The organism is Microbacterium sp. JC 701 (assembly GCF_021026215.1).
Classification (GTDB): Bacteria; Actinomycetota; Actinomycetes; order Actinomycetales; family Microbacteriaceae; genus Microbacterium; species Microbacterium algihabitans.
The window spans coordinates 1,213,284-1,236,688 of sequence record NZ_JAJNCV010000001.1; the positions used below are offsets into that span (position 1 = coordinate 1,213,284).

Below are 23,405 nucleotides of genomic sequence, written 5' to 3' on the forward strand. Positions count from 1 at the left end.
AGCGCTGCAAATTAGCTCGCGGTACTCCCGCGCACGACCAGGTCGAATCCGACCGTCTCGTGCCGACCGGGGCCGCCCGCTCCGTCCATGCGCTCCCGGAGCATCCGGAAGGCCGTTCGGGTCAGCGTGGGCTTGTCGGGGCGGACGGTCGTCAGCCCCGGATTGGTGAAGTTGGACATCAGGATGTCGTCCCACCCGACGACGCCCACGTCGTCGGGGACGACGCGTCCCGCGCGGGCGAGGGCCTTCATCGCCCCGATGCCGGCGAGGTCGTCGAAGCACACCAGGCCGTCGAAGCTCACCCCCGTCTCGATCGCATCGATCACCGCCGCCTCGGCCGCGAACGCCCCGAAGCGCTGCATCGGGATGAGCAGGTCGTCGCTGCGATGAGCTCCGCAGTCCTCGAGGGCCGACAGATAGCCCTCGGCGCGCAGGCTCGCCGTCGCATGGCCGGCGGCTGCCGCGTATCCGAGGAAGGCGATGCGCGTCCGCCCCGAGTGCAGCAGGTGGAACGTGGCGGCCCGCGCCGCGGCGATGTTGTCGACCATGACGTGATCGACCGTCGGCGGCGGAGGGATCTCGCCCAGCAGGACGAGAGGGGTGGACCCGCGGAACTGCTCGATGGCGTCGGCGTCGAGTTCGGTGGGCTGGAAGATGAGTCCGTCGATCAGCCCCTGCTCGCGCCCCCGCAGAACCGCTCGCTCGTCATCGAGACTGCCCGACGTCTGCTCGATCAGCAGGCGGTAGTCGAAGCCGCCGATCTCGGTGGAGACGAGGGCGGCCAGCTCCGCGAAGTAGGGCGTCTCGATCGCCGGCAGCGCGAACGCGACCATCCCCGTCGTGCCGGTGGCCAGACGACGGGCGATGCTGTGAGGGACGTATCCCAGCTCATCGATGGCGGCCTGCACCCGGGCACGCGTGGAGGGGCGCACGTGCTGATACCCGCGCACGACGTTGGACACGGTCTTGATGGACACCCCCGCGAGCGTGGCCACGTCCTGCAGGGTCGCCGACACCGCGGGCCTCATCGCTCGACGAGGGTCATCTCGAACCCGTAGAGGTCGGGGCGGTAGCAATGGCGGCCGTACTCGACGGCGGCGCCGTCGGCGTCGTAGGCTGTGCGGTCCATGGTGAGCACGGGGGCGCCGCGTCCGATGTCCAGCAGCAGCCCCTCGTCGACGCTGGCCCGACGGGCGCCGATGCGCTGGCGCGCGACGCGCAGCGTCACGCCCCGGGCATGCAACTCCTGGTAGAGGCCGACCTCGGCGAGTCGCTCCGCGGTAATGTCGGCGAAGGTGTCGGGCAGATAGTTCTCGAGGACGGCGATCGGCACGGAGTCGGCGAAGCGCACGCGGCGGATCTTCAGCACGCGGGAGGTCTGGTCGAGACCCAACTGCTCGGTCACCTCGGGACCCACCCGGGCGAAGGTCACGTCGAGCACGCGGGTGGAGGGGACGCGTCCCGACCGCTTCAGGTCGTCGTACAGGCTGGTCAGATCGATCTGCCGCGCCACCGAACCGTGGACGACCTGTGTTCCCACTCCGCGTCGGCGAACGAGCAGGCCCTTGTCGACGAGTTCCTGGATGGCGCGTCGCACCGTCGGTCGCGAGAGCGACAGTCTCTCGCTCATCGAGACCTCGTTCTCGAGCCGAGCGCCCGGGGGCAGGGCCCCCGAGGCGATTGCGGCCTCGAGTCCGCGCGAGAGCCGGATCCACAGTGGCGCGGCCTGCGCCATAGGCTGAAGCAGCTGTTCCGCCGGCAGCACGACCGGCTGTTCTCCCTCGAGCATGCGACCCTCGACTCTCGTCCGGACTGACAAAACCTGCGTATGTCATGTTAGTACAAAGTCGCCCGAGACGGTTGACGACCTCATTCCAATTGTCCTAACATGCAGACGGGATGGACCCGACAGCTCGGCAAAGCAGCCGACGGGGTGTTTCCAGGAGAGGCATCGCAATGAAGCGCAAATACGTCGTTGCTGCGTTCACGGCCACCGTGGTCACCGCGGCGGGACTCACCGGCTGCTCCGCCGGAGACGCCACGAGCGGCGACGGCACGGACGGCCCCGTGACGATCAGCATTCTGGAGAGCAAGCAGACCAACATCGACGCGATCTCCAAGGAGATCCCGGGCTTCGAAGCCGCGATGAAGGAGCAGGGCAAGGACATCAAGGTCGACCTCATCGCCGATGTGCTGACGGACGAGCAGGTGAAGACCAAGCTCACCCAGCAGCTCATCGCCGGTCAGGCGCCCGACGTGCTCGACATCGGCGAGAACATGGCCATAGCGTGGTCGTCGGCCGGTTACCTCGAGCCCCTCGATTCCTACCTCGACCAGTGGGAGGGCTGGGAGCACTACTACCCCGCCGTCAAAGAGGCCATGACCCGACAGGACGGTCAGGTCTACAACCTCCCCTCCGGCGCCGGCGTGCTGAACCTCTTCTACCGCAAGGACGTGCTCGAGCAGCTCGGCGTCGACACGACGCAGCCCAAGACCTGGGACGACCTGATCTCGCGCCTCGAGAAGGTCAAGGCGGCCACCGGTGGGACGCCCATCGTCATCCCCGCCGGAACGGCCTGGGGTGGCGGAACGTGGGGCGAGGGCTTCCAGCCTCTGCTCGGCGGGACCGACACCGGGTACTACGACAGCGAGACGGCGACGTGGGATCTCGACACCCCCGGCTGGCTCGCCGTCTTCGAGCTCTACGCCGAGCTCGTGCAGAAGGGCCTCATGCCGGTCCAGGATCTGCAGAACCCGAACCCGTGGGAGCCGACGAAGTACGTCAAGTTCCCCGCGGGCGACATCCAGGTCTCGGCTCAGGGCACGTGGGGATGGAAGTTCGACTGGGGCCCCGACGGTGCCACCCCCATCGACGGCCTCACCGAGAAGGTCTCGACGTGGCAGTGGCCGGGTCTGCGCGACGGCGACCAGCCCTACGGCTGGAGCAGCACCGGTGGCGGTTACGCGATCTCCGCCGACTCCGACAAGAAGGCCGCGGCCTTCGAGTTCATCAAGTACCTCTCCAGCGGCAAGCCGCTGGCCGAGCAGCTCGTGGCCTCGGGAGCGGCGTCCGCCCGCGACGACCTCGACGACGTGGCCCCCTACTCCGGCGAGCCGCAGCTGCTGCAGGCCGGTGAAGACCTCTCGAACAGCGTCTTCGTGGTGACCGGCGACGGCGCCGACCAGATCAGCCAGGCGGTCGCCACCGCGACCGAGCTGATCCTGAGCGGTCAGGCCGACGGCAAGCAGGCCTACGAGGCCTTCAAGAAGGACGCCACCGACCTGCTCGGACCGAGCCTGGTGAAGCAGTGACGTCGATCATCGACGTCCCCGCCGCGGTGCAGACGGCTGAGCAGCCGCCTGCGCCGCGGCGCCGGCGCGCCCGCACATGGCCGCTGGTCCTCCTTCTGCTGGGCCCCTCGGCCGTCCTGATCGTGCTGTTCATCGTGCTGCCGGCCGTGTACGGCATCTGGCTCAGCCTCACCAACACGCAGTTGACGGGGTTCGCGGCGCGAAATCCGAAGTTCGTGGGGTTCGACAACTACGCGTACCTGCTCGGCAGCACCGACTTCCTCGGCTCCCTGGGGCAGACCGGCACCTTCCTCTTCTGGTCGGCGATCGTCGGGCAAACGGTGCTCGGAATGGTCGCCGCGATCCTGTTGAGTCGGCCGTGGATCCGCGGCAAGGGCTTCTTCGGGGCCGCGCTGCTCATGCCGATGGTCGTTCCGGAGGTCGTCGCCTCGCTCACCTGGGCCAGCGTGCTGGCGACCAGCCCGGAGGGGACGCTGAACCGGCTCACCGCGGTGTTCGGCTCCGAGCCCACCGCGTGGTTGCAGACGGCGCCGATGCTCGCCATCATCCTCGTCAACATCTGGCGTGGTCTGGCCTTCGCCATGATCATGTTCCAGGCCGCCCTCGAGGACGTCCCTGCTGAGCTGATCGAAGCCGCCCGCGTCGATGGGGCCAGCGCCGTCCAGGTGTTTCGGCACGTCACCCTTCCGCTCATCCGCGGTCCGGTCTTCCTCTACCTGCTGCTCACGACCATCAGCACCGTCGGCGTGTTCGGTCTCGTGTACTTCCTCACCCGAGGTGGCCCCGGCGGTCAGACGCGCATCGCCGCCATCTACATCTACGAGCGGGCCCTGCAGTTCTCGCAGATCGGCATCGGCAGCGCCGCGTCGATCATCCTGCTCGTCATCGTCGTCGTGCTGGGCTTCACATACGTGCGCCTGGCGAAGGTAGAGGTGTGACATGACCGCCATCGACAGCCGCGTCGCGGCTTCCGCGCACGTCGAACGTCGACGTCGTCTCGGTCCCGTCGACGTCCTGCAGAGATGCATCGGCTACGCGCTGATCGTCGTGCTGGCACTGTTCTGCCTCGTCCCGTTCGCGTGGGTCGTGTTCAGCGCCGTCGACGCCGATGCGGGCGCGACGGTCCAATGGCCGGCGCTCTCGTTCGAGAACTTCGTGCGCTTCTTCACGGCATCCGGAACGCCCCTGCTTCTGGTGAACAGTCTGATCATCGCGATCTCGTCGACGGCGTTGAACCTCGTCCTCGGGATCGCCGGAGGCTACGCCTTGTCGCGGTTCGCCTTTCGCGGACGACGGTTCTTCATGTTCAGCATCCTGCTGATCCGCGTCATCCCGGCGCCGGCGACGATCGTGGCGCTGTACCTGATCATGGTCAACCTGGGATTGGCCAACACCCTGCACGGGCTCATCATCGTGCAGGCGGTCAGTGGACTGCCGGTGACCCTCTGGTTGATGAAGGGCACCGTCGACGCGGTCCCGATGGAGCTCGAGGAAGCGGCCTGGACCGACGGCAACACCCGCCTCCAGGGTGCTCGGCGCATCGTCCTCCCGCTCATGGGACCCGGACTGGGCGCGGCGGCCATGCTCATGTTCATGGGTTCGTGGGGCGACTTCCTCACCCCGCTCGTGCTCCTGCAGAACCAGGAGCTCTACCCGCTCGCGATCGGACTGTTCCGCGCCTTCAGCGAGCGCAACATCGTCGACTGGGGCCTGCTGGCCGCGAGCGCCGTGGTCTATGTCCTGCCCCCCGCCGTGCTGTACATGCTGGTGCGCAAGAACCTGCTCAAGTCGAGCCTCGGCGGAGCGTTGAAGGGATGACGGAGATGTCCGAGTCGATGCGTCTACCCGTCGTGGTCGTCGGTGCCGGAGCGATGGGTGGGGAGTGGTTGCGGATGCTGTCGCGCTCGCCGCACGCACGCGCCGTCGGCGTCGTCGATCTCGACGTCGACCTCGCGCGCGAGACCGTCGCGGGGATCGGCCTCGACGCGGTCGTCGGCGCATCCCTCGTCGACGTCGTCGAGCGATCCGGTGCCCGAGCCGTCGTCAACGTCACGGTGCCGCAGGCGCATCGGGTCGTGAACGAGCAGGCGATGCGCGCGGGGCTCCCCGTCCTGTGCGAGAAGCCGCTCGCCCCGACGGTCGCCGAGGCATTGCGCCAGGTCGCACTCGCCGACGCGACGGGGCAGCTGCTCATGGTCAGCCAGTCGCGACGCTACTTCGACCACCTCGCGGCGTACCGCGACGTGGTGGGCGCGCTCGGTCCGATCGGAGCCGTGCACGCGCAGTTCTTCCACGAGGACCACGAGCCCGGCTTCCGCGAGCAGATGGCGCACCCTCTGCTGGTCGACATGTCGGTGCACCACTTCGACATGCTGCGTTACCTCAGCGCCGACGAACCGGTCAGCGTGCGCTGCGACTCCTGGAACCCGTCGTGGAGCTGGTTCGCCGGTGACGCGGCCGCCACGGCCACCTTCGAGCTGGCCTCGGGCGCGCGATTCGTCTACTCGGGGAGCCGCGCGACGCCCGGACTGCAGACGTCGTGGAACGCCGACTGGCGGGTCTACGCCGAGCACGGCGCCACGCACTGGGACGGGGATGCCCTCGTCGAGACCGACACGGTCGGCGTCGAGGTCGAGGTGCGCAGCGACAGCGAAGGCATCGAGGGGTCCCTGAAGGAATTCGTCGCGTCCCTGCGGTCGGGTCGCACCCCGCAGAACGAAGTGCGCGCGAACGTCCGCACCCTCGCGATGGTCGAGGGCGCGATCCGCAGCAGCGACCGCGGCGGCGAGAAGGTCGTGCTCGACGACCTGATCGAGGAGTCGCTCGCGCTCGCCATCGCCGCCGAGGAGCACGATGACATCCGCGACCTTCTGCGGTCGTGGACGAGCGCCGCCGACGGCATCACCACACCGGCCTGGGGGTCAGCCCCGGCCATGATCGCGTCTGGAGGCGCTCGATGACCACTCCCACCCTGCCGAAGAAGGCCATCCGCGTCGTCGTGTGGGGTGAGAACCGCCACGAGCAGATCAACGAGGTCGTCCGCGGCATCTATCCCGACGGGATGCACAGCACCATCGCGGCCGGCATCACGGGTCTGCTGGGCGAGGAGGTCACCGTGACCATGCGCGTGCTCGACGACGCCGAGCACGGGATGACGGAGGAACTGCTCGCCGAGACCGATGTACTGCTCTGGTGGGGCCACACCGCCCACGAGGAGGTCGCGGACGAGGTCGTGGACCGCATCCAGAAGCACGTCCTCGAGGGGATGGGCATCATCGTCCTGCACTCGGGGCACCACTCCAAGATCTTCCGTCGGCTCATGGGGACGACGTGCAGCCTGCGGTGGCGCAACGACGCTGACAGCGAGCTCGTCTGGACGGTGTCGCCGCGGCATCCGATCGCCGAGGGCGTCCCGCAGCCGCTCGTCATCCCGGGGCAGGAGATGTACGGCGAGTTCTTCGACATCCCCGAACCCGATGAGCTGGTGTTCATCAGCAGCTTCTCCGGCGGCGAGGTGTTCCGCAGCGGCATCACCTATCGCCGCGGATACGGCAAGGTCTTCTACTTCAGCCCCGGCGACGAGATCTACCCCGTCTACCACCATCCCGACGTGCAGCGCGTGATCGCGAACGGCGTGAAGTGGGCGTACTCCTCTCGCGAGCGCGAGTCGTACCTCGTCACGCCCATGTACCTGACCGGGGAGTTCGACCGGCCGGTGCTCGGCTCGCCCGACGGCCTCGTCGATTACTACACCCGTGAGCTGATCGCGCCGCGGGAGAACGGCGCGTGACAGCCGAGGAGAACCCCAACGGGCGGGTGAGATTGGATGCCGAGACGCTCGCGATGCAGAGGGTGCGGCGCTTCACCCGCTTCCGCCTCGCGCCGGCCGTTCACCGCGATACCCGTCCGGTGGAGATCCGGGCATGGAGGGTCGGCGGGGAGCCCGTCCCCTTCGCGACCGCGGCGGTGCAGGAGTTCGAGCCGATCGCCCTGGGCGCGTCGTGGGGGCGGCCGTGGGACACGGTGTGGTTCGACGTGCGCGGAGAGGTCCCCGCCGAGTGGCCGGTCGACGAGGCCGAGCTGCTGGTCGACCTCGGATTCGTCGAGGAGCAGCCCGGGTTCCAGGCGGAAGCGACCGCCTACCGCCCCGACGGCACGATCGTGAAAGCCATCGAACCCCGCAACGCGTGGGTGCCCCTCCCACACGCGGGCTCGTTCCGGCTGCTGCTGGAAGCCGCGGCCAACCCGACCATCCAGGTGCCCTACGAGTACGAACCGACGTCGCTGGGCGATCCTGCGACGGCCGGCGACGACGAGCACTACCGCCTCGTCCGTCTCGAGCTCGTTCGCCGCGATGTCGTCGTGTGGGAACTGCTGCAGGACGTCATCGCCCTCGAGGGACTGGTTCAGACCCTGCCCCCCGAGACGGCGCGCCGCGCCGACATCGTGCATGCGCTGGAGCGCATGGTCGACGTCATGGATCCCGACGACGTCTCGGCGACGGCGCAGAGCGGGCGCGAGGTCCTGGCCCCCGCGCTCGCGATGACGGCGCCGGGCAGCGCGCTGCGCGTGAGCGCCGTGGGACACGCGCACATCGATTCGGCGTGGTTGTGGCCGACTCGCGAGACCGTCCGCAAGGTCGCGCGCACGTTCGCGAACGTCGTCGACCTCATCGATCGCGACCCCGACTTCGTCTTCGCCGCGTCGTCGGCACAGCAGTACCTCTGGTTGAAGCAGAGTCAGCCGGAACTGTTCGAGCGGGTCCGCTCGGCCGTGGCCGCCGGTCGCTTCCGCCCGGTCGGGGGGATGTGGGTCGAATCCGACACCAACATGCCCAGCGGCGAGTCGCTCGCTCGACAGTTCGTGCAGGGCAAGGCGTTCTTCCTCGAGGAGTTCGGGGTCGACAGTGCCGAGGTGTGGCTGCCCGACTCGTTCGGGTACAGCGCCGCCCTGCCGCAGATCGCCCGCGCGGCCGGTGCCCGGTCGTTCGTGACGCAGAAGCCGTCGTGGAACGAGACGAACCGCATTCCCTACTCGACGTTCCACTGGGAAGGGATCGACGGGTCCCGCCTGTTCACGCATCTTCCGCCCGCCGAGACGTACAACTCCGATCTCGGGGCCGCGGATCTCGCCCGCACGGAGCGCGTCTTCAGCGAGAAGGGTCGGGCCCGCGAGGTTCTTGGGCTGTTCGGCTGGGGGGACGGAGGGGGAGGGCCCACTCGCGAGATGCTGGCCCAGGCTCATCGCAAACGCGACCTCGAGGGTTCGCCCCGGGTCTTCCTGAGCGATCCGCAGTCGTTCTTCGCGGCCGCGGAGGCCGAACTCGCCTCTCCGCCCGTCTGGGTGGGTGAGATGTACCTCGAACTGCATCGCGGCACGCTCGTCTCGCAGCAGAAGACGAAGCGGGGCAACCGCCACAGCGAGGCGCTGCTGCGGCAGGCGGAGTTGTGGGCAGCGACGGCGGCGATCCTCCGGGGGACCCCCTATCCCGCGCGGGAACTGCGCGACGCCTGGCGGCAGGTACTGCTGCTGCAGTTCCACGACATCCTCCCGGGGACCTCGATCGCCTGGGTCCATCAGGAGGCCGAGGCCGCGTACGCGCGCGTGGCCGAGGTCCTCGAGAAGATCATCGCCGCGTCGCTCGCGTCGCTCGCGACGGGGGGAGACGCTCAGCTCAGCGCCAACGCGGGCCCGTACCTCCGCGACGGCGTCGAGGCGATGTCGATCGGGCCGTCCCGCCCGGTCGAGCCCGTCGTGCCCGCCGCCGACGGCGACGTCTTCGTCCTCCAGGACGACACCCTCCGCGTGGTCGTCGATCGTCGGGGAGCATTCACCTCCATCCGCGACCTCGTCGTCGGACGTGAGGTCCTTCCCGACGGCGTCCCCGGGGGCGTCCTGCACGTGCTGCGCGACACTCCGCGTGAGTGGGACGCGTGGGACATCAATGAGGAGGATCAGCGCTCCGGCCGCGCGCTGACGGATCCGGTCGACGTCCGGATCGACGGCGACGCGGTCTTCATCCGGCACCGGTTCGGCGCCTCGCGCATCGACGTCCGTGTGCGCGTTCGCGAGGGGCGCGTGGACCTGTCGTTCGACATCGACTGGCACGAGTCCCAGAAGCTGCTCAAACTGGCGTTCCCGCTCGATCTGCGCGCCGACCGCGCGGCCTCTGAGATCCAGTACGGCCATCTGCATCGGGCCATCCACCGCAACACGTCCTGGGACTCGGCCCGCTTCGAGACCGTGGCCCACCGATGGGTCCATGTCGGCGAGCCGTCGTGGGGTGTCGCCATCGCGAACGACGTGGTCTACGGCCACGACCTGCGCACGCTTCAGGCGCCGTCCGGTCGGCCGATGGTCGTCGCGCGGCTGTCCCTCCTTCGCGCACCGCGATACCCCGACCCGGGCGCCGACCAGGGTCGTCACGAGTTCACCGTCAGCCTCCGGCCGGGTGGCATTCCGGACGCGGTCGTGGACGGATATCGCCAGAGCCTGCCGATGCGCCCGTTGCGTGGTGCGGCCGTGCCCGCGCTCGTCGCCGTGTCGCACCCCGCGGTCGTGATCGAGGCGGTCAAGCTCGCCGAGGACGACAGCGGAGATCTCGTGGTGCGCCTCTACGAGGCCCATGGTGACCGCGTGAGCGCGACCCTGACCACCTCCATCGAGTGGGATGCCGTGGAGGCGACGGATCTGCTCGAGCGGGCACTGCCCGGGACGGGGGTTTCGTCGACCTCTGACCGGGCGATCGAGCTGGACCTCCGGCCCTTCGAGCTCGTGACGCTGCGCCTGCGCGGCCCCCGCTCGCCCTCCGCTCGGGCGTCCGCGTGAGCATGCACGGGAGCGCCGAGCTGATCCCCGCGGACACGATTCTCCATCTCGCTGCGGGCGGGGTGAGCGTTCTTCTCGACCTCACCGAGGGGCGCCTGCCGGCGATCCTGCACTGGGGGGCGGGTCTCGGCCGGCTGAGCGAGGTCGAGGCCGACGCCCTGCGCCTAGCGGCGATCGAACCGGCATCGGGAAACGTCGTGGACGAGCCCGTGCGCGTCGCGATGCTCCCCGAGCACCATGCCGGGTGGGAGGGCAGGCCCGGAGTGACGGGGCATCGCGCAGGTGCGGACTGGTCGCCGAAGTTCACCGTCGTCTCCGTCGCGGTCGCGGCTGAGGGGGATCCCCTCCGTCGCGATGGACGTCTCGTCGAGGCCGGCCCGGCCGTCGTGACGGTGGCCGCCGCCGACGAGACCGCGGGTCTGCGCCTCGAGCTCGACATCGAGCTGGCGGCGAGCGGACTGCTGCGCGCCCGCGCAGAGCTGGAGAACATCGGGGCGGGCGTGTACAGCGCCGACGGGATCGCGCTGGCGTTCCCGATCCCGGTGCGGGCTCGGGAGATCCTCGACTTCGCCGGACGATGGAGCAAGGAGCGCATCCCGCAGCGTCGCGAGCTCGTCGTCGGCATCCACGATCGCGAGGGCCGCAAGGGCCGCACGGGTCCGGATGCGGCGACGGTGCTCACCGTCGGCGAGACGGGATTCGGTTTCGGCGCCGGCGAGGTCTGGGGCGTCCACGTCGGTTTCAGCGGCAACCACCGTCACTACGCCGAGCGGTTGTCGGCGGGGGCGCAGGTGATCGGGGGCGGCGAGCTGCTGCTCCCGGGCGAGGTCGGGCTCGACCGGGGCGAGAGGTACCGATCACCGTGGGTCTACGCGGCCTACGGTGCGGGACTCGATGAGCAGGCTCATCGTTTCCACCGGTTCCTGCGCGGGCGCCCGACGCACCCGGCGACGCCCCGGCCGGTGACCCTGAACGTGTGGGAGGCCGTCTACTTCGATCACGATCTCGATCGGCTCCTCGACCTCGCCGACCGCGCCGCCGCGATCGGGGTGGAGCGGTACGTGCTCGACGACGGCTGGTTCACCGGGCGGAGGGACGACACGAGCGGGCTCGGGGATTGGACGGTGGATGCCGGCCTCTGGCCCGACGGCCTGACCCCGCTCGTGGATCGGGTGACGTCGCTGGGGATGCAGTTCGGGCTGTGGTTCGAACCCGAGATGGTCAACGAGGACAGCGCCCTGGCCCGGGCGCACCCCGAGTGGATCATGCAGACGGGCGGGCGGCTGCCCGTCCGCGGACGCGGCCAGCAGGTGCTCAACCTCGGCATCGACGAGGCGTATCGATACGTCCTCGACGCGATGACGGCGGTCCTCGCCGCCCACGACATCTCGTACATCAAGTGGGATCACAACCGTGACCTCATCGATGCCGGCACCGCCCCGGCGGGGAAGCCGGGCGTGCACGCGCAGACACTCGCGGCTTACCGTCTGATGGACGAGCTGCGTCGCCGGTTCCCCGGTCTGGAGATCGAGTCCTGCTCGTCCGGCGGCGGTCGCGTCGACCTCGGCGTCATCGAGCGCACCGATCGCGTGTGGGTGAGTGACTGCATCGATCCCCTCGAACGGCAGCAGATGATGCGGTGGACCCTTCAACTGCTTCCGGCCGAGCTGCTCGGTTCCCACATCGGTTCGAGCGTCAACCACACGACCGGCCGGTCACATCCGCTGTCGTTCCGGGCGGCCACCGCGCTCTTGGGCCATTTCGGCATCGAGTGGGATCTGGCGCAGGCGACCCCGCAGGAGAATGCCGACCTCGCCGAGTGGATCCGCTTCTACCGCGACCATCGCGCCCTTCTCCACACGGGCGAGATCGCTCGGGCGGAGGAGATCGACCCCTCGTTCCAGGTCACGGCCGTCGTGGCTGCCGATCGCTCGGAGGCACTCGTCTTCCTCGTGTTCCTGACTCGTCCGACGGTGTCTCCGCGCGGCCGCTTCACCCTGCCGGGCCTGGACGCCGAAAAGACCTACCGGGTCGCGCCGGTGGTCGTCGGCACACCCGACCCGGGCCGCGCCGACCCACCGTGGTACGCCGACGGGGCCGGTGTGACGATGAGCGGGCGGGCGCTTGCCGCGGCGGGGCTGCATCTGCCGGGTTCGTTCCCCGAACGGGTCGTGCTCCTGCGCGCCACGGAAGTGGTCTGACGGGGGGAGTGGCCGGGTCAGCCGTCGAAGATGTCGCCGAGGAGCGATCCGATGACGAGGCCGCCGAGCATGCCGCCGACCATGTTGCCGCCGCCCATGCCGCCCCCGCGGCCGTAGCCGCCGCCCCGGCCGTAGCCGTTGCCGCCCCAGTCGTCGGGGCGTGACTGCTCGATGTCGCGCTGGGCGATCTGCAGGGCCTCGGATGCCAGGGAGCCGGCGCGACGCGCGGTGGCGAGGGCCGTCTCGCGGTCGTCTTCGGAGATGGGGCCGAGGGGGAGTCCGGCGCGCAGACGCTCCGCCTCGACGAAGCGCGTGCGGGCGTCGGCCCCGATCCAGCCGCGGTGGCCGGTGATGAGGCCGCGCGCGACGGCGATCTGCCGATCGGCGTCGTCGATCGCGTGGTCGACCTGGTCTTGCGAGGGCACCGGCCGGGCGGCGCGCTCGCGCGCGCGGTCGAGGTCGGCGTTGGCCTGGCGCAGCGACGACAGGGCCGCGAAGGGGTCGCTCCGCGTTCCGGATGCCGGCAGGGCAATCAACGCCTGCTGCAGCGTCGCCATCGCCTGGGTGACGACGGGGGTCTGCGGGCCGCGTCGCGCTTCGACGAGGTCGTTGCGCGAGTCGTCGACGACGGCGGCGAGGGTCGACTCGGCGCGCAGCGCCTCGATCTCGAAGGTGTCCACGGCGTCGAGGAGAGATTCGGCCCGGCGCACGGCCTCGGTCGCGGCCTCGAGGGCGACGGACGCCTGCTCGCGCTGGCCGGCGTCGCGACGACGCTCGGAGACCGAGGCGGTGTGCACGGCGAAGTCGAGCAGCTGCTCGATCTCCTCCGGGTTGCCGCCGATCTGCGAGAGGGCGGAGTCGCTGTAGCGCCGCGAGAGGCGATCCACGACCTCGCGGGCGTTCGGGATGCGTTCGGCGAGGCGGTCGCGGTCGGCGCGGACGCGCGCGAGGATCTCGGGGGCGCGTCGCACGGCGTCGATCTTGGGCTGCAGCACCTGGGTGCGCTCTTCGAGCAGGTCTTCGGCCCACTGCGAGAGCTGGATGATGCGCGCGTTGCGCGTGCGCAGCTCTTCTTTGGTGTCGGGGATCTCGTCGTGGTTCAGCTGGTGCAGCTGGAATGCCTCGGCGAGGTGCGTCCGCACGGAGTCGAGGGCCGCCGCAAGGTCTTCCGTGGCCTTGTCGCCGAGCTCGGCACGGGCGAAGTCGAGCTCATCGGAGGTGAGGCGCACACGTTCGTCGGCCGCGACGATCGCCAGTTCCGCTCGGCGTGCCAGGTCGGCATCCGCCGCGTCTTGTTCTTCGCGCTTCCTCTTGCCCCAGAAACCGGCCATGGCTCGATCCTAAGCCGGTGTTTCGCGCCCCCAGCCGTGTGTTCGCTGCAGGCACGAGCGGCTCTTTCGGATTGCGGCCTGCTCGCAGGTCACGAACGGGTAACACGGATAACATGGGCGATGTATGCCTGTTCGCAGGCCGGTGTCCGTACGGACACCGCACCCGACCAGATGGAGATGCTCGTGGCCAATCCGCTCGAGAAACTGCTGCGCGCCGGCGAGGGCCGCATCCTGCGCCGACTGCAGGGCGTCGTGAAGGCGACCGGAGCGCTCGAAGAGGACTACGAGCAGCTCACCGACGACGAGCTGCGCAACGAGACCGTCGAGCTGCGCGCCCGCTTCGACGCCGGCGAGACGCTCGACCAGCTCATGCCCGAGGCGTTCGCCGCCGTGCGCGAGGCGGCCAAGCGCACGCTCGGCCAGCGTCCCTACGACGTGCAGATCATGGGCGGCGCGGCCCTGCACCTCGGCAACATCGCCGAGATGAAGACCGGTGAGGGCAAGACCCTGACCGCCGCCCTGCCGGCCTACCTCAATGCGATCGCGGGCCAGGGCGTTCACGTCATCACGGTCAACGACTTCCTCGCGAGCTACCAGTCCGAGCTGATGGGTCGCGTCTACCGTGCGCTGGGCATGACCACGGGCACCGTCGTGGCCGGTCAGACCCCCGAGGTGCGCCGCCAGCAGTACGAGGCCGACATCAGCTACGGCACGAACAACGAGTTCGGCTTCGACTACCTGCGCGACAACATGGCCTGGCGTAAGGAAGACCTCGTGCAGCGCGGTCACTTCTACGCGATCGTCGACGAGGTCGACTCGATCCTGATCGACGAGGCCCGCACCCCGCTGATCATCTCGGGCCCGGCATCCGGTGAGGCCAACCGCTGGTTCGCGGAGTTCGCCAAGCTGGCCCGCACCCTCGAGGCCGGGGTCGACTACGAGGTCGACGAGAAGAAGCGCACGATCGGTGTGCTCGAGCCCGGCATCGAGAAGGTCGAGGACTACCTCGGCATCGACAACCTGTACGAGTCGGCCAACACCCCGCTGATCTCGTTCCTCAACAACTCGATCAAGGCGATCGCGCTGTTCAAGCGCGACACCGACTACGTCGTGATGAACGACGAGGTCATGATCGTCGACGAGCACACCGGTCGCATCCTCGTGGGCCGTCGCTACAACGAGGGCATCCACCAGGCCATCGAGGCGAAGGAGAACGTGCCGGTCAAGGCCGAGAACCAGACCCTGGCCACCGTCACGCTGCAGAACTACTTCCGCCTGTACGAGAAGCTCTCGGGCATGACCGGTACCGCCGAGACCGAGGCGGCCGAGTTCATGTCGACCTACAAGCTCGGTGTGGTGCCCATCCCCACGAACAAGCCGATGATCCGCAAAGACCAGTCCGACCTCGTCTACAAGAACGAGACGGCCAAGTTCGCGCAGGTCGTCGAAGACATCGTCGAGCGCCACGAGAAGGGCCAGCCCGTCCTCGTGGGCACCACGAGCGTCGAGAAGAGCGAGTATCTCTCGCGCCTGCTCGCGAAGAAGGGCGTGCGCCACGAGGTGCTCAACGCCAAGAACCACGCGCGCGAGGCCGAGATCGTCGCCCGCGCCGGTCGTCTGGGCGCCGTCACCGTCGCCACCAACATGGCCGGTCGTGGAACCGACATCATGCTCGGCGGAAACGCCGAGTTCCTCGCCGTGCAGGAGATGAAGGCGAAGAACCTCGACCCCGTCGAGACGCCCGAGGCCTACGAGTCCGAGTGGGACTCGGTCTACCAGGGCATGCGCGACGTCGTCGCCGAGGAAGCCGCGAAGGTCGTCGAGGCCGGTGGCCTCTACGTGCTCGGCACCGAGCGCCACGAGTCGCGCCGCATCGACAACCAGCTGCGCGGTCGCTCCGGCCGTCAGGGCGACCCCGGCGAGAGCCGCTTCTACCTGTCGCTCACCGACGACCTCATGCGCCTGTTCCAGTCGGGCGCGGCCGAGGCCATCCTCGCCCGGACCAACTTCCCCGACGACGTCGCCATCGAGTCGGGCCTCGTCTCGCGCGCGATCAAGAGCGCGCAGTCGCAGGTCGAGGCGCGCAACGCCGAGATGCGCAAGAACGTCCTCAAGTACGACGACGTGCTGAACCGCCAGCGCGAGGCGATCTACGCCGACCGCCGTCACATGCTCCAGGGCGACGACATCGCCGACCGCGTGCAGCACTTCATCGAAGACGCCATCACGGCCGTCATCGACGACCACACCGGCTCGGGTCACACCGAGTCCTGGGACTTCGACGCCTTGTGGACCGAGCTGAAGACCATGTACCCGGTGAGCGTCACGATCGACGAGGTCGTGGCCGAGGCGGGCGGCAGCAAGGGCCGCATCACGCCCGAGGGGCTCAAGCGCGAGATCATCTCCGACGCCCGCATCGCGTACGAGAACCGCGAGAAGGCCCTCGGCGCCCAGGCTCTGCGCGAGCTCGAGCGCCGCGTGGTGCTGCAGGTGCTCGACCGCCGCTGGCGCGAGCACCTCTACGAGATGGACTACCTCAAGGACGGCATCGGCCTGCGTGCCATGGCCCAGCGCGACCCGCTCATCGAGTACCAGCGCGAGGGTTACCAGATGTTCCAGTCGATGATGGGGCAGATCAAGGAGGAGTCGGTCGGCTTCCTCTACAACCTCGAAGTCGAGGTGCGCGAGGTCGAGGGCGAGCCCGCGGCCCAGGTCGAGGCGAAGGGCCTGGCGCCCACCCCCGTCGAGACCCAGCGCCTGGAGTACTCCGCCGCGAACGACGCGGGCGAGGTCGAGGTGCGCAACGACCGCGGTCAGGTGCAGCAGGCGGCGACCAACCGCGTGCGCCAGGCGGCTCAGCCGGCCGCCGCTCCCGCCGCCGAGGCGCCCGCCGCCGCCCGCGGCGCGTTCGGGCAGCGCACCGACGCTCCCGAGCAGGCGGGGTCGGGCAACCGCGCCGATCGCCGGGCCGCGAAGAAGAAGTAAGACGGATCCCCGGATGCCGCGTCCCACCCCGGGACGCGGCATCCGGCGTTTCCGGGCTCGGGTGCGGCGGGACCGCCGTCGCGCGGATCGCGGGCTCGGCGCGTCGGCGGGAACGCCCTCGGGGCGGCGTGTCGGGCTCCGGATCCGCACGACGGTTCCGCCGCGGGCGGGCCACCGGGTGTCGATTGGCTCCGAAGGGGCGGGGATATCCTGAACCGATGAGCCCGCTGCGCCCCCTCGACCAGTCATCGAAGCTGAAGGACGTCCTCTACGAGATCCGTGGAGAGGCCCTCGTCGAGGCCGACCGTCTGGAGGCCGAGGGGCACGCGATCCTCAAGCTCAACACCGGCAACCCCGCCATCTTCGGCTTCGAGGCGCCGCACCAGATCGTGCGCGACATGATCGCCTCGGTGCCCAACGCGCACGGCTACAGCGACAGCCGCGGCATCCTGTCGGCCCGTCGTGCGATCGTCTCGCGCTACGAGCAGGAGCCCGGCTTCCCGCACCTCGACCCCGACCACGTGTTCCTGGGCAACGGCGTGTCCGAGCTCATCACGATGACCATGCAGGCCCTGCTCGACGAGGGCGACGAGGTGCTCATCCCCGCCCCCGACTACCCGCTGTGGACGGCCATGACGAGCCTCGGCGGCGGGACCCCCGTGCACTACCTGTGCGACGAGGCGCGCGAGTGGCAGCCCGACCTGGAGGACATCCGGTCGAAGGTGACCCCGCGCACCAAAGCGATCGTGGTCATCAACCCGAACAACCCCACCGGCGCGGTCTACTCGCGCGAGGTGCTCGAGGGGATCGCGGCGATCGCGCGCGAGCACTCGCTGCTGCTGCTGTCGGACGAGATCTACGACCGCATCCTGTTCGACGGGGCCGTGCACATCCCGATGGCGACGATCGCCCCCGACCTGCTGTGCCTGACCTTCAACGGCCTGTCCAAGACCTACCGCGTCGCTGGCTACCGTTCGGGGTGGCTCGCGATCACGGGCCCCAAGGACCACGCGCAGGGCTTCCTGCACGGCATCAATCTGCTCGCCTCGACGCGCCTGTGCCCCAACGTCCCCGCGCAGTTCGCGGTGCAGGCGGCGTTGTCGGGGGTGCAGTCGATCGACGCGCTCATCGCCCCGTCGGGTCGACTGCACGAGCAGCGGGATGCCGCGTGGGAGGGCCTCGAGGCCATCCCCGGGGTCTCGTGCGTCATGCCGCGCGGCGCTCTCTACGCCTTCCCGCGCTTCGACCCCGAGGTGTACGAGATCCCCGACGACGGCAAGTTCGTGCGCGACTTCCTGGTCGCCGAGCACGTGCTGCTCGTGCAGGGGTCGGGCTTCAACTGGCCGGCGACCGACCACGTGCGCATCGTCACGCTCCCCGAGGCGCGGGTCATCAGCGACGCCATCGAGCGGCTCGGCAACTTCCTCTCGACCTGGCGGCCGTGACGCGGATGCCGTGACCCCGGACGCCGTGACGTGGTCACCGGGACGCGGATGCCATGGCGTGAATGCCGTGACGCGGCTGACGTGACGCCGGACGCCGTGACTCAGAGGCCGTGACGCGGATGCCGTGACCCGGTCGATCCGCGGCGACCAGGGCCCGTGCCCGGCACGGCGCCCGCCGGCGTCGCTTCGGCCGGCCGGGGTGCCGCCGCAGCGCCGACCGGTCCGCCCGCGCGGCTGAAGAGCTCGCCGGGCGGCGGACGGTCGACGCTGCGAATCACATCATGCCGAGCGAGGTGACGCGCCAGCGACCGTCGAGGCCCTCGATCCGCATGGCCAGGGCGCGGGTGCGCGCCCGCGCGGAGGCGGTCACCGTGGCCTCGATGATGCCGTCGCCGGGCGAGGAGAGGCGCACGCGCTGCACCTCGTACACGTCGTAGAGGCTGAGCACGCGACGGGCGCTGCGCGCGCGGGCCGACAGGTTCTTGATCGTGGTGAGGCGGTCGAGCACGTCTTCCGACATCCAGCGCGTGAGCTGCTCCGCTCGGCGGACTCCGGCGAGGACCTCGAACGCACCGCGCGCGACGTTGCGCGTGAAGACCGCCGGCGGCGGGAGCTGGGCGGTCGGGGTGCGCTGCCGATCGAAGAAGTCGGGGTCGGATGGAGCGGGCGGGGTGGGGCGAGGGGCGGGCTTCGGTGACATGGATTTCCTCCGGGCTGTGGTGCGTGCAGCGAGCGGGGGGTGATGCCGACAGTAGGGGAGCCGCGCGGAGCGACGACGGCACCGGGAGCATCTGTGGACGACACGCCACGGCGCCTGGAATGTGGAGAATCCGCGGCGCCCGGGGTTCGGGAGCGGGCCGACGACCGTGCACAGGAAGCCGGCGGAACCGCTCCCACCCTGACCCGGAGTGGTCTCGCCGCTCGCCTTGTCCCCCGTTCTGAGGGATGGGGGAGTTCACCTGCGACCCGCACGGCTCGCGGCCCGCCATGCCCCGGGGCTGGGCCCGCCGCGCCCCGGGGCCGGGCCGACCGCCCGTCGTGGGGGAGTGGCGGTCGGCGACGACGGCGTGCGAAGTCCGTCATGTACATGTATACATGCGATGCGATGCACGGCAGTCCGCCGCAGCGGGTGAAATCGATCGCCCGACGGTCGAATCTCGGCGCCCACCGGGCTCGCTCAGCCGGCACACGCCGACGACACGGCGTGGTTGACTGAGTCGGTGTCGACACTGAGTGAACTCGTCTACGCCCAGGGCCGCTCCAGCGAGGCGGACGTCGAGTGGCTGCACCGGCTCGCGGGTGACGGGCAATTGCTCGCCGACCTCGCGTTCGCCGACATCGTCATCTGGGTGCCCACCCCCGACGACTCGTTCGTCGCGGTCGCCCACACCCGGCCCGGGGGAGCGGCGACGCTGTTCTATCGCGACATCGTCGGAGACCGCGTGCGACCGCAGTGGCGCACCCAGGTACGCGACGCCTTCCAGAGCGGGCGCATCGTCGACTCCGCGTCGCCCGACTGGTTCGAAGAGACGCCCACGCGCGTGCGCGCAGTGCCGATCGTGCGCGAGCTGTCGCGCGAGGGCCACGCCGTCACCACGGTCGGCGTGCTCACCCGCCACACCAATCTCGGTGAGACGCGCACCCCCTCGCGTCAGCAGATCACCTTCAACGACTGCGCCGACGACCTGTTCGGCATGATCTCGTCGGCCGAGTTCCCCGACCTGGCCGCCCCCACGGCCCCGCGCCGCGGAGCGCCGCGCGCCTCGGACGGGCTGATCCGTCTCGACGTCGACGGCATCACGACCTTCGCCAGCCCCAACGCCCTCTCGGCGTTCAACCGCATGGGCTTCGACGACGAGCTCGAGGGCGAGTCGCTCGCCGAGGTGACAGCGCGCATCCTTCCGGCCAAGCGGCAGGACGTCGACGAGTCGCTGCCCGTGGTCGTGAGCGGGCGCGCACCGTGGCGCGCCGACATGGAGGCGCGGGGCGTGCAGGTGTCGCTGCGCACCATTCCGTTGCGCGACCGCGGCACGCGCATCGGTGCAATCGTGCTGAGCCGTGACGTCACCGAGATCCGCCACCAGGAGCAGGAGCTCATCACCAAAGACGCGACGATCCGCGAGATCCACCACCGCGTCAAGAACAACCTGCAGACGGTCGCCTCGCTGCTGCGCATCCAGGCGCGCCGCACCCACTCCGACGAGGCGCGCGACGCCCTCACCCAGGCCATGCGCCGCGTCTCGGCGATCGCCGTCGTGCACGACACCCTGTCGGAGGGTCTCGCTCAGAACGTCGACTTCGACGACGTCTTCGCGCGCGTGCTCAAGCTCGTCGCCGAGGTCGCCGCCGCTCCGAACACGCGCGCCCGCACGCGCACGACCGGTCAGTTCGGCACGCTGCCGAGCCAGTTCGCGACGCCGCTCGCGCTCGCCCTCACGGAGTTGGTGACCAACGCCGTCGAGCACGGGCTCGCCGGTCAGGAGGGCGACGTCGAGATCGCCGCGGAGCGCAACGGCGAGATGCTCGAGGTCAGCGTGCGCGACACCGGCGTCGGCCTCCCCGAGGGGCAGGTCGGTCGCGGTCTGGGCACGCAGATCGTCCGCACCCTCATCCAGGGCGAGCTCGGCGGCACGATCGACTGGCACACCCTCATGGGCAGCGGCACCGAGGTCACGATCGAGATCCCGCTGCGCTACATCGGCGGCGCGTCGGCCTGAGCCCCGCGGCATCCGTTCCGATTCCGGATGCCGCGTGCCGGCGCATTCCGCGCGGAACGGCGCCCGGGCCGAAACGGATTCCCGGGAGAGCCCCGAAACGCGGAGAAGCCCGCCCCGAGGGGCGGGCTTCTGCCGGAGACGCTGTCGTCAGGAGGCGCGGCGGGCGCGGGCGGCGCGGCGCTTGAGCGCGCGACGCTCGTCTTCGCTCAGGCCACCCCACACGCCCGAGTCCTGACCGGACTCGAGGGCGTACTGCAGGCAGACCTCGGTGACGGTGCAGCGTGCGCAGACCGACTTGGCCTTCTCGATCTGATCGACCGCGGGGCCGGTGTTGCCGACCGGGAAGAACAGTTCGGGGTCGACGGTCAGGCAGGCTGCTTTGTCGCGCCAATCCATAGAGGTGCTCCTTGTAACAGAAATTTCAGACGATTCGGCACCGGGATTCGGGTCCGGTACCCTGGTGGGAACGCGAGCGATTGCTCGCCCCACTTCGCTGTGGGAGCACACGGCTTGTTCTATGCTCCCATAGCGATTACGCCTGATCAAGAGGTAACCGCGAGGTTTCCGGAACGTAACGGCGCGGAGCTGCGCGTCGAGGAGGCCATTCCCGATGCCCGTTCGTCTCGCGGCAGCCGCACTCCTGGGTCTCGAAGCCCTCGGCATCCTGGCCCTCGCCGGGTGGCAGACGGTCGCCCTCATCGGCGGCGACACCGACTCCGCCGTGAGCTCGATCGCGCTCATCGTGCTGACCGTGATCGGCGCCGTCGCGGTTGCCGGATTCGCCGTCGCCACCGCGCGAGACGTGTCGGCCGGACGCTCGGGTGGCATCGTGACGCAGCTGCTCATCCTGTCGGTCGCGATCGGTGCGATCACGGGGGAGTGGGCCGCCCCCTTCGTGGCTCTTCTCATCGCGCTGCCCGCGATCGTCGGCCTCGTGCTGCTCTTCCTCGCCGTTCGTGGTGCCGTACCGCGACGCCGCGACGCCGACACCGACGCCTGAGAACGGCAGAACCCCGCCGACCGCGGGCGCGGGGCGGGGTTCCGGATGCCGTGGCTCAGGCCGCGTCGACGCCGAGCTTCTTGCGCAGTCGCGCGACGTGCCCGGTGGCTTTGACGTTGACCATGGCCTCGACGACGGTGCCCTCTTCGTCGATGACGAAGGTCGAGCGCAGCACGCCGGTGATGGTCTTGCCGTAGTTCTGCTTCTCGCCCCACGCGCCGTAAACCTCGTGCACGGCGTGGTCGGGGTCGCTCAGCAGCGGGAAGGTGAGTCCGTCGCTGTCGCGGAAGGCGCGCAACTTCTCGGGGGTGTCGCGCGAGACGCCGAGCACCGTGTAGCCGGCGCCCTGCAGCGAGGCGAGGCTGTCGCGGAAGTCGCAAGCCTGCGTCGTGCACCCGGGCGTCTGCGCCGCGGGGTAGAAGTACACGATGACGCGGCGCCCGCGGAAGTCGCTGAGCGATACGGGGTGCTCGTCTTGGTCCATCAGGGTGAAGTCGGGCGCGGCGGAGCCGGGTTCGAGGTTCGTCACCCCTCCAGCCTAGAACGCTCGATGCCCTGGAACGTCGTCAGCAGGCGCTGCAGCGAGTCGAGTCGCGCGGCGGCCCCGGGTCCGAGTCGGCCGGACTCGACGGCCTCGATGATCGCGCAGTCGGGGGCGTCGGGCAGGTGCGTGCAGCCGCGGGGGCATTCCTCGGCCACCGCGGCCAGGTCGGTGAAGGCGCCGAGCACGTGCGCGGGATCGACGTGGCCGAGGCCGAACGAGCGCACGCCCGGGGTGTCGATGACCCAGCCGCTGCCGGCTGGTCCGCGATAGCGCAGCGAGACGGCCGACGACGAGGTGTGGCGCCCGCGACCGGTGACGGTGTTGACGTGACCGATCGCGCGTTCGGAGCCCGTGAGGGCGTTCACCAGCGTCGACTTGCCGACACCCGAGTGCCCGACGAACACCGTGGAGTGCCCAGCGAGGGCCTCGCCGATCTCGTCGAGCGGCATCTCTCCCTGTGCACTGGTGAACACGCGCAGGTCGATGCCGACGAAGTGCGCGAGGAACTCGGTCGGGTCGGCGAGGTCGGTCTTGGTCACGACGAGCAAAGGGCGGATGCCGGCGTCGAGGGCCGCGACGAGGTACCGGTCGACCAGTCGCGCACGCGGCTCGGGGTCGGCCGCGGCCACCACGACGAGCATCTGGTCGGCGTTGGCGACGATGACCCGCTCGACCTGATCGGTGTCGTCGGCGCTCCGGCGCAGGAGCGAGGTGCGCTCCTCGAGGCCGATGATGCGGCCCAGCGTCCCCTCGTCGCCGGAGAGGTCGCCCACGACCTTGGCGCGGTCGCCGTTGACGATCGGCTGCTTGCGCAGCTCGCGGGCGCGCGTCGCGAGCACGCGCCGCTCGTCGGGGCCGTCTTCGTCGACGAGCACGGTGTAGCGGCCGCGGTCGACGCCGAGCACCCGCGCGATCTGCGCATCGGCGTGGGCGGGACGACGCTTCGTGCGTGGTCGGTTGGCCTTGGGATTCGGGCGGACCCGGATCGACGACTCGTCGAACTCCAGGTCGTCGTCGTCATCGTCGTCGAGCCAGCTCATCA

Annotated in this window: 18 protein-coding genes; 11 read left to right on the forward strand and 7 right to left on the reverse strand. The window is 69.8% G+C overall.

Annotation, left to right across the window (positions count from 1 at the left end; genetic code table 11):
- Positions 1-11: 11 nt before the first annotated feature.
- The gene (locus LPW41_RS05745; protein ID WP_144828797.1) at positions 12-1,016 is read right to left on the reverse strand and encodes a LacI family DNA-binding transcriptional regulator; all 1,005 of its coding nucleotides are present in this window, start codon (positions 1,014-1,016) and stop codon (positions 12-14) included.
- Positions 1,017-1,024: 8 nt separating this feature from the next.
- Positions 1,025-1,789 carry a GntR family transcriptional regulator gene (locus LPW41_RS05750; protein ID WP_144828794.1) on the reverse strand — a complete coding sequence of 255 codons (765 nt, stop codon included), beginning with the start codon at positions 1,787-1,789 and terminating at the stop codon, positions 1,025-1,027.
- 167 nt (positions 1,790-1,956) lie between these two features.
- Between LPW41_RS05750 and LPW41_RS05755 the strand changes: the two genes are divergently transcribed.
- Genes LPW41_RS05755 through LPW41_RS05785 form a run of 7 tightly spaced genes read left to right on the forward strand, consistent with a single transcriptional unit; the run spans position 1,957 to position 12,341 of the window.
- The gene (locus LPW41_RS05755) at positions 1,957-3,312 is read left to right on the forward strand and encodes an ABC transporter substrate-binding protein (protein WP_144828791.1); all 1,356 of its coding nucleotides are present in this window, start codon (positions 1,957-1,959) and stop codon (positions 3,310-3,312) included.
- Positions 3,309-4,250 (forward strand): carbohydrate ABC transporter permease, encoded by a 942-nt coding sequence (locus tag LPW41_RS17040; protein ID WP_222123886.1) that lies wholly within the window; start codon positions 3,309-3,311, stop codon positions 4,248-4,250. Before LPW41_RS05755 ends, LPW41_RS17040 begins: the two co-directional genes overlap by 4 nt.
- A 1-nt stretch (position 4,251) precedes the next feature.
- Positions 4,252-5,130: a carbohydrate ABC transporter permease gene (locus tag LPW41_RS05765; protein ID WP_144828788.1), complete on the forward strand. Its 879-nt coding sequence runs from the start codon at positions 4,252-4,254 to the stop codon at positions 5,128-5,130.
- The gene (locus tag LPW41_RS05770) at positions 5,127-6,272 is read left to right on the forward strand and encodes a Gfo/Idh/MocA family protein (RefSeq protein WP_230704328.1); all 1,146 of its coding nucleotides are present in this window, start codon (positions 5,127-5,129) and stop codon (positions 6,270-6,272) included. Before LPW41_RS05765 ends, LPW41_RS05770 begins: the two co-directional genes overlap by 4 nt.
- Positions 6,269-7,102, forward strand: a complete 834-nt coding sequence (locus tag LPW41_RS05775) for a ThuA domain-containing protein (protein ID WP_230704329.1) — start codon at positions 6,269-6,271, stop codon at positions 7,100-7,102. Before LPW41_RS05770 ends, LPW41_RS05775 begins: the two co-directional genes overlap by 4 nt.
- Positions 7,099-10,140: a glycoside hydrolase family 38 C-terminal domain-containing protein gene (locus tag LPW41_RS05780; RefSeq protein ID WP_308071693.1), complete on the forward strand. Its 3,042-nt coding sequence runs from the start codon at positions 7,099-7,101 to the stop codon at positions 10,138-10,140. Before LPW41_RS05775 ends, LPW41_RS05780 begins: the two co-directional genes overlap by 4 nt.
- A gap of 2 nt (positions 10,141-10,142) precedes the next feature.
- Positions 10,143-12,341, forward strand: a complete 2,199-nt coding sequence (locus LPW41_RS05785) for an alpha-galactosidase (protein ID WP_230704527.1) — start codon at positions 10,143-10,145, stop codon at positions 12,339-12,341.
- A 17-nt stretch (positions 12,342-12,358) separates the two neighbouring features.
- On the opposite strand, the gene LPW41_RS05790 is transcribed toward LPW41_RS05785, so the two are convergent.
- On the reverse strand, positions 12,359-13,672 hold the full coding sequence (locus LPW41_RS05790; RefSeq protein ID WP_230704330.1) for a hypothetical protein: 1,314 nt from the start codon (positions 13,670-13,672) through the stop codon (positions 12,359-12,361).
- Positions 13,673-13,855: 183 nt separating this feature from the next.
- Here LPW41_RS05790 and secA point away from each other — a divergent pair, with 183 nt between their 5' ends.
- Both secA and LPW41_RS05800 read left to right on the forward strand, forming a co-directional pair.
- Positions 13,856-16,657, forward strand: a complete 2,802-nt coding sequence (secA, locus tag LPW41_RS05795; RefSeq protein WP_144828781.1) for a preprotein translocase subunit SecA — start codon at positions 13,856-13,858, stop codon at positions 16,655-16,657.
- Positions 16,658-16,875: 218 nt separating this feature from the next.
- On the forward strand, positions 16,876-18,102 hold the full coding sequence (locus tag LPW41_RS05800; protein ID WP_144828778.1) for a pyridoxal phosphate-dependent aminotransferase: 1,227 nt from the start codon (positions 16,876-16,878) through the stop codon (positions 18,100-18,102).
- A gap of 274 nt (positions 18,103-18,376) precedes the next feature.
- On the opposite strand, the gene LPW41_RS05805 is transcribed toward LPW41_RS05800, so the two are convergent.
- Entirely contained in the window at positions 18,377-18,802 is a 426-nt protein-coding gene (locus LPW41_RS05805) for an Rv3235 family protein (protein WP_144828775.1), read from the reverse strand.
- 520 nt (positions 18,803-19,322) lie between these two features.
- Between LPW41_RS05805 and LPW41_RS05810 the strand changes: the two genes are divergently transcribed.
- A complete protein-coding gene (locus LPW41_RS05810) occupies positions 19,323-20,819 on the forward strand; it encodes a sensor histidine kinase (protein WP_144828773.1) in 1,497 nt (498 codons plus the stop codon).
- Between the two features lie 147 nt (positions 20,820-20,966).
- Here LPW41_RS05810 and LPW41_RS05815 read toward each other — a convergent pair whose 3' ends face one another.
- Complete coding sequence (locus tag LPW41_RS05815; protein ID WP_013583608.1) at positions 20,967-21,215, reverse strand: WhiB family transcriptional regulator; 249 nt, start codon at positions 21,213-21,215, stop codon at positions 20,967-20,969.
- A gap of 214 nt (positions 21,216-21,429) precedes the next feature.
- On the opposite strand from LPW41_RS05815, the gene LPW41_RS05820 reads away from it, so the two are divergent.
- Positions 21,430-21,819 carry a histidine kinase gene (locus LPW41_RS05820; RefSeq protein ID WP_230704331.1) on the forward strand — a complete coding sequence of 130 codons (390 nt, stop codon included), beginning with the start codon at positions 21,430-21,432 and terminating at the stop codon, positions 21,817-21,819.
- A gap of 55 nt (positions 21,820-21,874) precedes the next feature.
- Here the strand turns inward: LPW41_RS05820 and bcp are convergent, their stop codons facing one another.
- Positions 21,875-22,348, reverse strand: coding sequence for a thioredoxin-dependent thiol peroxidase (gene bcp, locus LPW41_RS05825; protein WP_154096009.1), 474 nt, complete (start codon positions 22,346-22,348; stop codon positions 21,875-21,877).
- Positions 22,345-23,403 carry a ribosome small subunit-dependent GTPase A gene (rsgA, locus tag LPW41_RS05830; RefSeq protein WP_144828765.1) on the reverse strand — a complete coding sequence of 353 codons (1,059 nt, stop codon included), beginning with the start codon at positions 23,401-23,403 and terminating at the stop codon, positions 22,345-22,347. The genes bcp and rsgA overlap by 4 nt, the downstream gene beginning before the upstream one ends.
- Positions 23,404-23,405 lie beyond the last annotated feature (2 nt).

Excerpts from the sequence above, each read along its gene's own strand:
- LPW41_RS05800 (WP_144828778.1), top strand. The coding sequence starts at position 16,876 with ATGAGCCCGCTGCGCCCCCTCGACCAGTCATCGAAGCTGAAGGACGTC.
- LPW41_RS05820 (WP_230704331.1), top strand. The coding sequence starts at position 21,430 with ATGCCCGTTCGTCTCGCGGCAGCCGCACTCCTGGGTCTCGAAGCCCTC.
- LPW41_RS05750 (WP_144828794.1), bottom strand. The coding sequence starts at position 1,789 with ATGCTCGAGGGAGAACAGCCGGTCGTGCTGCCGGCGGAACAGCTGCTT.
- LPW41_RS05765 (WP_144828788.1), top strand. The coding sequence starts at position 4,252 with ATGACCGCCATCGACAGCCGCGTCGCGGCTTCCGCGCACGTCGAACGT.
- LPW41_RS05770 (WP_230704328.1), top strand. The coding sequence starts at position 5,127 with ATGACGGAGATGTCCGAGTCGATGCGTCTACCCGTCGTGGTCGTCGGT.
- LPW41_RS05805 (WP_144828775.1), bottom strand. The coding sequence starts at position 18,802 with ATGTCACCGAAGCCCGCCCCTCGCCCCACCCCGCCCGCTCCATCCGAC.
- LPW41_RS05755 (WP_144828791.1), top strand. The coding sequence starts at position 1,957 with ATGAAGCGCAAATACGTCGTTGCTGCGTTCACGGCCACCGTGGTCACC.
- rsgA (WP_144828765.1), bottom strand. The coding sequence starts at position 23,403 with ATGAGCTGGCTCGACGACGATGACGACGACGACCTGGAGTTCGACGAG.
- LPW41_RS05815 (WP_013583608.1), bottom strand. The coding sequence starts at position 21,215 with ATGGATTGGCGCGACAAAGCAGCCTGCCTGACCGTCGACCCCGAACTG.
- LPW41_RS05790 (WP_230704330.1), bottom strand. The coding sequence starts at position 13,672 with ATGGCCGGTTTCTGGGGCAAGAGGAAGCGCGAAGAACAAGACGCGGCG.
- LPW41_RS05775 (WP_230704329.1), top strand. The coding sequence starts at position 6,269 with ATGACCACTCCCACCCTGCCGAAGAAGGCCATCCGCGTCGTCGTGTGG.
- LPW41_RS05785 (WP_230704527.1), top strand. The coding sequence starts at position 10,143 with ATGCACGGGAGCGCCGAGCTGATCCCCGCGGACACGATTCTCCATCTC.